We start from the raw sequence: 9,302 nt of genomic DNA, 5'->3' as shown, positions 1-9,302 counted from the left end.
AGCGCCACGGGCACGCCGCCGAGCCGGTCCGGCAGGCGTCCGCCGGCCAGCCGCACCGCCACGAAGCCGGCCGCGAACAGGCTCAGTCCCAGCCAGGCGTACGGCCAGCCGCGGCCGACGAAGTACAGCGACATGAAGGCGCCGATGACCGCGAAGCCCACGCCCTGCAGGCCCACCACCAGGCCCGGCGCGCCGATCTGCCGCAGCACCTGGCGCACCGGCGCGCGCGTGCCGCCGTGTCCTGCCCGCGCAGGCAGGGCGCAGACCATCGCCAGCCCCAGCAGCGGCAGCGCGATGCCGGCCAGCATCGGCCCGGCGAAGCCGGCATGCCGGTACAGCGCCAGCCCCAGCGGCGCGCCCAGCGCGAACGAGCCGTACATGCCCATGCCCATCACGGCCAGGAAGCGCCCCGCCTGCGCGCCGCCGACCAGGGCGATGCCCCAGCCCAGCATGCCGACCGTGGCCAGGCTCTCGCCGAGGCCGAGCAGCAGGCGCCCGGCCAGCAGCACGCCGAAGGCCGCGCCGTGCGGCAGTGCCGGCCAGGCGCTGGCCAGGCAGACCAGGCTGGCCAGCGCGTAGACCAGCAGACCGGCCAGCATGCAGGGCTTGCCGCCGCGGCCGTCGGCCAGGCGCCCGGCACGCAGGCGGGTGAGGATGGTGGCCGCGAAGGGCAGGCCGGCGGCCAGTCCGGCCAGCGTGGCGTCGCGGCCCAGCGTGCCGGTGGCGTACAGCGAGATCACCGGCAGCGGCATCGCGACGGCGAGGTAGGAGAGGAACAGCGCCAGCGTCAGCCACCACAGCCACAGGCTGGAGCGGGACGGGGCGACGGAGGCGAGGGTGGATGCGTTCATGGGGTCATGGCATGGGGTGGATGGGCGCGCCTTGGCGCGTCGAGGTACGAAGCCCCACTCCCGCTTGCGGGAGAGGGGTTGGGGAGGGCCTGGCACCGCCGTAGCGTCGTGCTTCGCACGTGCTCTCTCACGGCTGGATTCGCGCCATCCATGGCGTTCGCCCCGGCGGGGCCGGCTTCGCCGTTCCGCGGGCGCTCCAGCGCCTGCAGGTAGCCACCCGCTCCCGCAGCGGGAGAGGAATTCCATCGGACGGCGTTTCCGCGGGCTGCGCGCTCACAGCCGCATCGACAGTTCCACGTCATCGTCGAACGGCAGGCTGAGGTAGCCGCTCCCGCTGCGGATGCGCGCCAGGTAGTCCGGCGCCATGTCCACGTTGTCGGCGATCACCAGCGTGCCGGGGCGCAGGTGCGGTTCGAGCAGGTCGAGCACGGGCGAGTACAGCACCTTGGCGCCATCGAGCAGGACCAGGTCGATGCGCTCGGGCAGGTCGTGCGCCAGCGTTTCCAGCGCATCGCCCTCGCGGATCTCGACCAGGTCGTCCAGCCCGGCGGCGGCCATGTTCGCTCGGGCCTGCGCCACCTTGCCCGGCTCGAACTCGGCGCTGACCAGCCGGCCGCCGCCGTTGTCGCGCAGCGCGGCGGCCAGGTGCAGCGTGGACACGCCGAAGGAAGTGCCGAACTCGACCACCGCGCGCGCCTTGCCGGCACGGGCCAGCATGTAGAGCAGGCGGCCGGTCTCGCGCGAGACGGCGAGATGGGCGTCCTTGGCGTGGGTATACAGCGCGCGCCAGTCGGAACCGCGGAACAGGGCCGCGCGCTGCTCCGGCGGTAGCTGGCCGAAGTCGCTGTCCAGCGCGGCCTGGGTGGCGTCGGCATCGTCGAACAGGCGGTCGAGCAGGTCGGAAAGCGGAGGTGCGGCAAGGGTAGACATGAGGATTCCAGGGAAAGCGCAACGTCGTTGCAGGTGCCGCTAGAATGCGAATGATTCGTCGCATTCACAATTCGCATTCGGGAGCCGATGCCATGAAAGCCCGCGAAAATCCCGTCGTGGCGCCGCGCAAGCACCCGCGCCAGACGCGCTCGGAACATCTGGTCGCAGCCATTCTCGAAGCGGCTGTTCGCGTTCTGGAGCGCGAAGGCGCGGCGCGCTTCACCACCGCGCGGGTGGCGGAGGCCGCGGGCGTCAGCGTCGGCTCGCTCTACCAGTACTTTCCCAACAAGCAGGCGATCCTGTTCCGGTTGCAGGCCGAGGAATGGGCGCATACCGGCGGCCAGTTGCACGGGTTGCTGGCCGATCCGACGCGGCCGCCGCCGGAACGCCTGCGGCTGGCGGTGCGGGCCTTTTTCCGTTCCGAGTGCGAGGAGGCGGCTCTGCGCGGTGCGCTGGCCGACGCCGCGCCGCTGTACCGCGACGCGCCGGAAGCGGCGGTGCACCGACGCGCCGGGCAACGGCAGTTGTCCGCGTTCATGGCCGAGGCGCTGCCCGACGTGGATGCGCGCAAGCGCCGGCAAGCCACGGATGCCGTGGCCACCGTGCTCACCGCCACCGGCAAGAACGTGTCCGAGCAGGGGCGTTCACGCGCCAGCGTGGATGCCCTGGCGAACGCGGTGGGCGAGATGCTGTGCGGTTATCTGGACCGCTTGGCGAAAGGGCGGGCCTGAGCGCCTGTCCGGAATCCGGGGGCGATCTCGCCGGGCGCCGACGCTTCCGCATCGCGATCTCCTTGCCCTGGTGCAGGGAGGGCAGGTCGCCTCGCGGTCGAGCCGGTTCGTGCACAGGCCGGGCGGCACGCGCCGGGATACCGCACGGGCACCCGGAAAGGCACGGTCGCCGCGGCGGATCACATCCGGAACACCCCGAAACGCTGCGGCTCGATCGGCGCGTTCATCGACGCGGAGATCGCCAGCCCCAGCACGCGTCGGGTGTCGGCCGGGTCGATGATGCCGTCGTCCCACAGCCGCGCACTGGCGTAGTAGGGATGGCCCTGGCGCTCGTACTGCTCGCGGACCGGCGCCTTGAACGCCTCCTCCTCCTCGGCGCTCCACGATTTGCCGGCCGCTTCGAGGCCGTCGCGCTTGACGGTGGAGAGCACCGATGCGGCCTGCTCGCCGCCCATCACGCTGATCCGCGCGTTCGGCCACATCCACAGGAAGCGCGCGCCGTAGGCGCGGCCGCACATCGCGTAGTTGCCGGCGCCGAAGCTGCCGCCGATCACCACGGTGAACTTCGGCACGTGCGAGCAGGCCACCGCGGTGACCATCTTGGCGCCGTCCTTGGCGATGCCGGCCTGCTCGTACTTCTTGCCGACCATGAAGCCGGTGATGTTCTGCAGGAACACCAGCGGCACGTTGCGCTGGTTGCACAGCTCGATGAAGTGCGCGCCCTTGAGCGCGCTCTCGGCGAACAGGATGCCGTTGTTGGCGACGATGCCCACCGGGTAGCCGTGGATGTGCGCGAAACCGCACACCAGGGTCTTGCCGTAGCGCGCCTTGAACTCGTGGAATTCCGAACCGTCCACGATGCGCGCGATCACCTCGCGGATGTCGAACGGGCGGCGCGTGTCCTGCGGGATCACGCCGTAGAGTTCCTCGGCCGGGTACTTCGGCTCCACCAGCGGACGCAGCGCCAGCGGCATCGGCTTCTTCCGGTTGAGGCTGTCCACGATGTCGCGCGCGATGCTGAGCGCGTGCGCGTCGTTCTCGGCGAAGTGGTCGGCCACGCCGGAGATGGACGTATGGACGTCCGCACCGCCCAGCGTCTCGGCATCCACCACCTCGCCGGTGGCGGCCTTCACCAGCGGCGGGCCGCCGAGGAAGATGGTGCCCTGTCCGCGCACGATCACGGTCTCGTCGCTCATCGCCGGCACGTAGGCACCGCCGGCGGTGCACGAACCCATCACCACCGCGATCTGCGGGATGCCGAGCGAGGACATGCGTGCCTGGTTGTAGAAGATCCGGCCGAAGTGTTCCTTGTCGGGGAACACCTCATCCTGCAGCGGCAGGAAGGCGCCGCCGGAGTCGACCAGGTAGACGCAGGGCAGGCGGTTTTCCAGCGCCACTTCCTGCGCGCGCAGGTGCTTCTTCACCGTCATCGGGAAGTAGGTGCCGCCCTTCACCGTGGCGTCGTTGGCGACCACCACCACCTCGATGCCGTTGACGCGGCCGATGCCGGTGATGATGCCGGCGGCCGGCGCTGCACCCTCGTACATGCCGTGGGCGGCCAGCGGCGACAGTTCAAGGAACGGCGAGCCGGGATCGAGCAGGGCGCGGATGCGCTCGCGCGGCAGCAGCTTGCCGCGGGCGGTGTGCTTTTCGCGGGCCTTGGCGCCGCCGCCTTCGGCGCTGCGCGCCAGCTCCCGTTGCAGGTCCTCGACCACCGCGCGCAATTGCCGGCTGCTGGCCTGGAATTCGGGCGAACGGGTGTCGAGCTGCGAAGCGATGAGGCTCATGGTGTGGACTCGGGCTGCATGGCGGTCGCCAGGGTGAACCTGGAATGATAACGGGGGGCTGCGCCAGGCCAAAACGTCTTTATCGAATCGAATGCCCGATATGCGACCGGGCCGGCAGCCGTATTTACGACGGGCAAAAAAAACGGCCGCACTGGGCGGCCGTTTTTCCGGAACGACAAAAAAGGGATCAATGGCCCTTCATGGCATCCTTGGCCTTGTCGGCGGCATCCTTGGCATTGCCGGCGGCGTCCTTGGCGGCGTCGGCGGCCTTGCCGGCCTGGTCGGCGGCGTTGGAGGCAGCGTCCTTGGCCTGCGACATGGCGTCCTTGGCCGCATCGCTGTTGGCCGGAGCCGCAGCGGTGGCGGCGGCGGCGGCCTGCTGAGCCTGGTCGGCGGCCTGGCCGGCGGCGTCGGCAGCGGTGGTGGCCTGCTGGGCAGCCTGATCGGCGGCCGGGCTGGCGGTCTGCGCAGCAGCCTGCTGGGCCTGGTCAGCGGACTGCTGAGCCTGGTCGGCCGACTTCTGGGCGTCCTGCGCGGAATCCTGCGCGCCGTTGCTGCAAGCCGCCAGCAGCGCGACGAGCGCGGAGGCGAGAAGGGTACGCGTGAACTTCATGGTGGATCTCCTTTGCCGTGGAATGCCGTTTGGCGGGCGTATTAATAGCGCTTTCATGGAAATTGCGCCACATCTTTATAGCGCATCTTCAGTGCGTATTAAAAAGCGGGTTAACCCGCTTTCATGGATTGGCCCGCCGAAAGCGCATGCCGTCAGTCCAGGGATTCGATGGCGATCGCCGTGGCCTCGCCGCCGCCGATGCACAACGCAGCGACGCCGCGCTTCAGCCCGCGGGTCTTCAGGGCGTTGAGGAGGGTGACCACCAGGCGGGCGCCGCTGGCGCCGATCGGATGGCCCAGCGCGCAGGCGCCGCCGTTGACGTTGAGCTTGTCGTGCGGGATGCCCAGTTCGCGCATCGGCGCCATCGCCACCACCGCGAAGGCTTCGTTGACCTCGAACAGGTCGACGTCGCCGACCTTCCAGCCGGCCTTGTCCAGCACTTTCTGGATCGCCCCGACCGGCGCGGTGGTGAACCACTCCGGCTCCTGCGAATGGGTGGCATGGGCGACGATCCGGGCCAGCGGCTTGACGCCGCGCGCCTTGGCGTCGTCCGCCGACAGCAGCACCACGGCCGCGGCGCCGTCGGAGATGCTGGAGGAGCTGGCGGCGGTGATGGTGCCGTTCTCCTTGCGGAAGGCGGGCTTGAGCGAGGGAATCTTGCCGATGTCGGAGCGGCCGGGCTGCTCGTCGGTATCCACCTGCACCTCGCCCTTGCGGCCGGCCACGGTCACCGGAACGATCTCGCCGGCGAACGCGCCGCTCTGCTGGGCGGCCTGCGCGCGCTTCACCGACTCGATGGCGAACGCGTCCTGCTCTTCGCGGGTGAAGTGGTACTTGTCGGCGCACAGCTCGCCGAACACGCCCATCGCCTTGCCGTCGTAGGGATTGGTCAGGCCGTCCCAGGCCATGTGGTCGACCAGCTTGCCGTCGCCGTAGCGGATGCCGCTGCGCGCGTTGACCATGTGCGGGGCGTTGGTCATCGACTCCATGCCGCCGGCGACGACGCGCTCGGCCGAGCCGGCCTTGATCAGGTCGTGGCCCAGCATGATCGCCTTCATGCCCGAGCCGCACACCTTGTTGATGGTGGTGCAGCCCGTGCCGACCGGCAGCCCGGCGCCCAGCGACGCCTGGCGCGCCGGCGCCTGGCCGAGGTTGGCGGGCAGCACGCAGCCCATGATCACTTCGCTGATCTCCTGGGCGGCCACGCCGGACTGCTCCAGCGCGGCACGGATCGCCGTGGCGCCCAGCGTCGGCGTCGGCACGCCGGTGAACTGGCCGAGGAAGGATCCGATGGCGGTGCGCTTGGCACCGGCGATGACTACGCTGACGTCCGACATGGGTATCTCCGCAAGACTGGATGGGGCGCTGGCGCCCATGGGGTAACCGCCCGATTATCGCAGCCGATGCCGCAGTGCGGCAAACGGGCACCGATGGTGCCGCAGCGCGGTTTGCGGTGCGGATGGTTGCGCTTTCGTTGTGCAATGATGGTTCTCATGGGCCTCGGGCAATGAGGCCGCGTCAGGCATGGAGTACTGCCGAATCGCCTTAGGGGAGGCACGAGATGGAATCTGGCATGCAGGGGCTGCGGCGCCGCGAGATGGCCGCATTGCTGGCTTTGACGCTGGGCTTGAGCGCCTGTGGCGGTGGAGGCGGCGGTGGCAATGGCATCGTGCGGTCCAATCCGCCGAGTCCCCCTCCGAGTGCGCCGCCACCGGCTCCGCCACCCGAAAGCCCGCCACCGTACGACGCGCAGCTCAACCTCACCCATGCCCGCGCGGCGCAGCAGGAAGGTTACAGCGGCCAAGGCGTCACCATCGGCATCGTCGACAGCGGCATCGCGCGCGACAACCCGTCGGTGGGCGACCGGGTGGTCAAGGAACTCGTCTTCGTCGACCCGAGCCAGAACAACACAGCGGTGGACGACGTGGTCGGGCACGGCAGCTTCGTGGCCGAAATCGCGGCCGGCATGGGATTGGGCATGTTCCAGGGCGGCATAGCGCCTTCGGCCAGCCTCGTCTCGGCGCGGATCATCAGCGACAAGGAACCCACCGACGACGGTTCGGGCCTGGGCAACAAGGTGACTGCCGACGACGCCGCGTTTTTCGCCCAGACGCTCAATCCCGCGATGATCGATGCGGGCGTGCAGATCCAGAACAACTCCTGGGGCGGCATCTACTGGGACACCGCCGATGCAAAGATCAACAACGCCTTTGCCGATGCCTACCGTCCGTATGTGGAACAGCACAACGGCCTGGTGGTATTCGCCGCGGGCAACGAACACCGGGCCGATCCGAGCGACATCGCCTCGTTGCCGAACTTTGCCGGCGACCTGGCCCGTGGCTGGCTGGTGGCGGTGGCGATAGACAGCAACAAGCCAGGCCAACTGGCCGACTATTCGAACGCGTGCGGCAGGGCCATGAATTATTGCCTGGCGGCCCCCGGCAACGTGATCGTCGGCGCACTCGACAAAAACCACATCTGGAATTACTACATAGCCGAGGGCACCTCGTTCGCGGCACCGCAGGTATCCGGCGCGGCGGCGCTCGTCTGGCAGGCATTCCCCTATTTCAGCAACGACCTGGTGCGGCAGACCCTGCTGGGCGCAGCCGATGACCTCGGTGCGCCGGGGGTCGATCCGGTATACGGCTACGGCATGCTCAATGTCGGCCGCGCGGTGCACGGCCCGTCCAGGTTCGACTGGGGCGACGCCGACGTCACCCTGGACATCGACTCGACCTGGAGCAATCCGATCAGCGGCGAGGGCGGCCTGATCAAGCGCGGCAGCGGCAAGCTGACCTTGAGCGGCGACCTCAGCTACGCCGGCGATACCCAGGTCATCGGCGGCACGCTGTCGGCCAGCGCGATCCCCGGCAACCTCGACCTCGGCAATGTCGATTCGACGGTGGTCGACGTGCACAGCGTCGGCGGCGACCTGGACAATGCCGGCACCTTCCAGGTGGCGGGAGGCGACGTCACGGTCAAGGGCGACTACTACCAGCGGAGCGGGGTGCAGGGTCTCCCCTCCGGCCGCCTGGCGGTGGAACTCGGCTCGGTGCTGCGGGTTGCCGGCAAGGCCACGCTCGACGGCAAGGACCTCTACGTGATCGGCAAGCAGTCGGGCTATGTCGCGCACGCGCATACGGACGTACTGGTGGCCGCCGGCGGACTTTCCGGAGCGTTCAGCGCCGTCAATGCGGCGCCCAACGTCATGCTGACCGCGACGCCGGGCTACGATGCGAACAGCGCCTGGCTGGACGTTGCCCGCGCCGACGTCACGGCGATCCAGAACATGAGCTACACGGCCGCTTCGGCCGGCGCGGCCCAGCGCGTGGAAGGGGCCTTCCGGCAGCTCGATACCCAGCTTGCGCAGGCCGGCAACGGTAGCCCCGCGGCCGGCGCGTCCTTCGTCGCCGGCGCGGCGAGCCTGCAGCAGGCCGATACGCTTTCCACGGCACAGCGCTCGCTGGAAAGCCTCTCCGGCCAATTGCACGCCGCCAGCGCGGCGATGGCCTTCGAGGCGATCGATGCCAGCACGCGTGCCCTGTCGGATCGCTTCGACCGCTTGCTCGACGCGCCGCAGGCCGGCGGCTGGACGCAGGACCTCGGCTACCACGGCGGCATGGCGCGCAGCGGCTACAGCCCGGTCGGCGTCGACCTGAGCGGCATGCTGGTCGGCAACGACTACCGGCTGGCCGGCAACGCCATCGCCGGCTACGCGATCAGCCAGAGCCAGGGGCTGGGCCGCCTCGCGGAAAGTGCCGACCAGGGACGCAGCCATGCGCTGGAAGGCATGCTGTACGGCGGCGTGATCCATGGCCGCGGCTACCTGATGGGCCGCTTCGGCGTGGGCGACTACCGCGAGACGATGCGGCGCAGACTGCAACTGGGCAGCCAGTTCGCCGGCGTGGGCAGCGACAGCCGCGGCCGCTACGGCGTGGCCTATGGCGAAACCGGCTACCGCCTGGCCATGGGCGGGCTGAACCTGACGCCGTACGTGAACCTGCAGTATTCGCGCCTGCAGAACGACGGCTTCAACGAGCTGGGCGCCAACGGCTTCGGTCTGAAGGCCGGCGGGCAGGCCATCGACCGCTGGCAGGCCGGCGTCGGCATGCGTGCGGTCCGCCGATGGGCGCTGGCCCATGGCGGCAGCCTGAGCCTGCAGGCGCGGGTGCTGTGGCAGCGGGCGTTCGCCATGCGCGGCGACGTGGCCGAGGCGAGCTTCACCGGCATCGACCAGTGGGCGCCGCTGGGCGGCATCGGCCTGTCGCGCTACGGAGGCATGGCGGGCGCCACGGTGAACTGGCAGTTCAGCCCCGATGCCGGCGTGCAGCTCGGCTACGACCAGCGCTTCGGCCAACGCGAGCAGGCGAGGATGGCGACGCTGAACTAC

The 9,302-nt window shown here is 69.7% G+C and carries 7 protein-coding genes; 2 read left to right on the top strand and 5 right to left on the bottom strand.

The window, feature by feature from the left end; genetic code table 11:
- A partial coding sequence (locus ASG87_RS07395; RefSeq protein ID WP_200949028.1) for an MFS transporter occupies window positions 1–851 on the bottom strand: 851 nt, incomplete at its 3' end.
- A gap of 273 nt (window positions 852–1,124) precedes the next feature.
- Window positions 1,125–1,781: a class I SAM-dependent methyltransferase gene (locus ASG87_RS07390; RefSeq protein WP_056003133.1), complete on the bottom strand. Its 657-nt coding sequence runs from the start codon at window positions 1,779–1,781 to the stop codon at window positions 1,125–1,127.
- A gap of 92 nt (window positions 1,782–1,873) precedes the next feature.
- Here ASG87_RS07390 and ASG87_RS07385 point away from each other — a divergent pair, with 92 nt between their 5' ends.
- Window positions 1,874–2,512, top strand: a complete 639-nt coding sequence (locus tag ASG87_RS07385; RefSeq protein ID WP_056003130.1) for a TetR family transcriptional regulator — start codon at window positions 1,874–1,876, stop codon at window positions 2,510–2,512.
- A gap of 179 nt (window positions 2,513–2,691) precedes the next feature.
- On the opposite strand, the gene ASG87_RS07380 is transcribed toward ASG87_RS07385, so the two are convergent.
- The 3 genes from ASG87_RS07380 to ASG87_RS07370 form a co-directional block, all read right to left on the bottom strand.
- A complete protein-coding gene (locus ASG87_RS07380) occupies window positions 2,692–4,299 on the bottom strand; it encodes a carboxyl transferase domain-containing protein (RefSeq protein WP_056003127.1) in 1,608 nt (535 codons plus the stop codon).
- 187 nt (window positions 4,300–4,486) lie between these two features.
- Window positions 4,487–4,912, bottom strand: a complete 426-nt coding sequence (locus ASG87_RS07375) for a hypothetical protein (protein WP_056003124.1) — start codon at window positions 4,910–4,912, stop codon at window positions 4,487–4,489.
- A 152-nt stretch (window positions 4,913–5,064) separates the two neighbouring features.
- Entirely contained in the window at window positions 5,065–6,249 is a 1,185-nt protein-coding gene (locus tag ASG87_RS07370) for an acetyl-CoA C-acyltransferase (protein ID WP_056003121.1), read from the bottom strand.
- 224 nt (window positions 6,250–6,473) lie between these two features.
- Between ASG87_RS07370 and ASG87_RS07365 the strand changes: the two genes are divergently transcribed.
- The coding region (locus tag ASG87_RS07365) for an autotransporter serine protease (protein WP_056003119.1) at window positions 6,474–9,302 on the top strand (2,829 nt) is incomplete at its 3' end.

This window comes from Frateuria sp. Soil773, from assembly GCF_001428405.1.
Classification (GTDB): domain Bacteria; phylum Pseudomonadota; class Gammaproteobacteria; order Xanthomonadales; family Rhodanobacteraceae; genus LMSL01.
The sequence above is the reverse complement of the archived record's forward strand: the minus strand, read 5'-3'. Positions and strand labels throughout refer to the sequence as shown.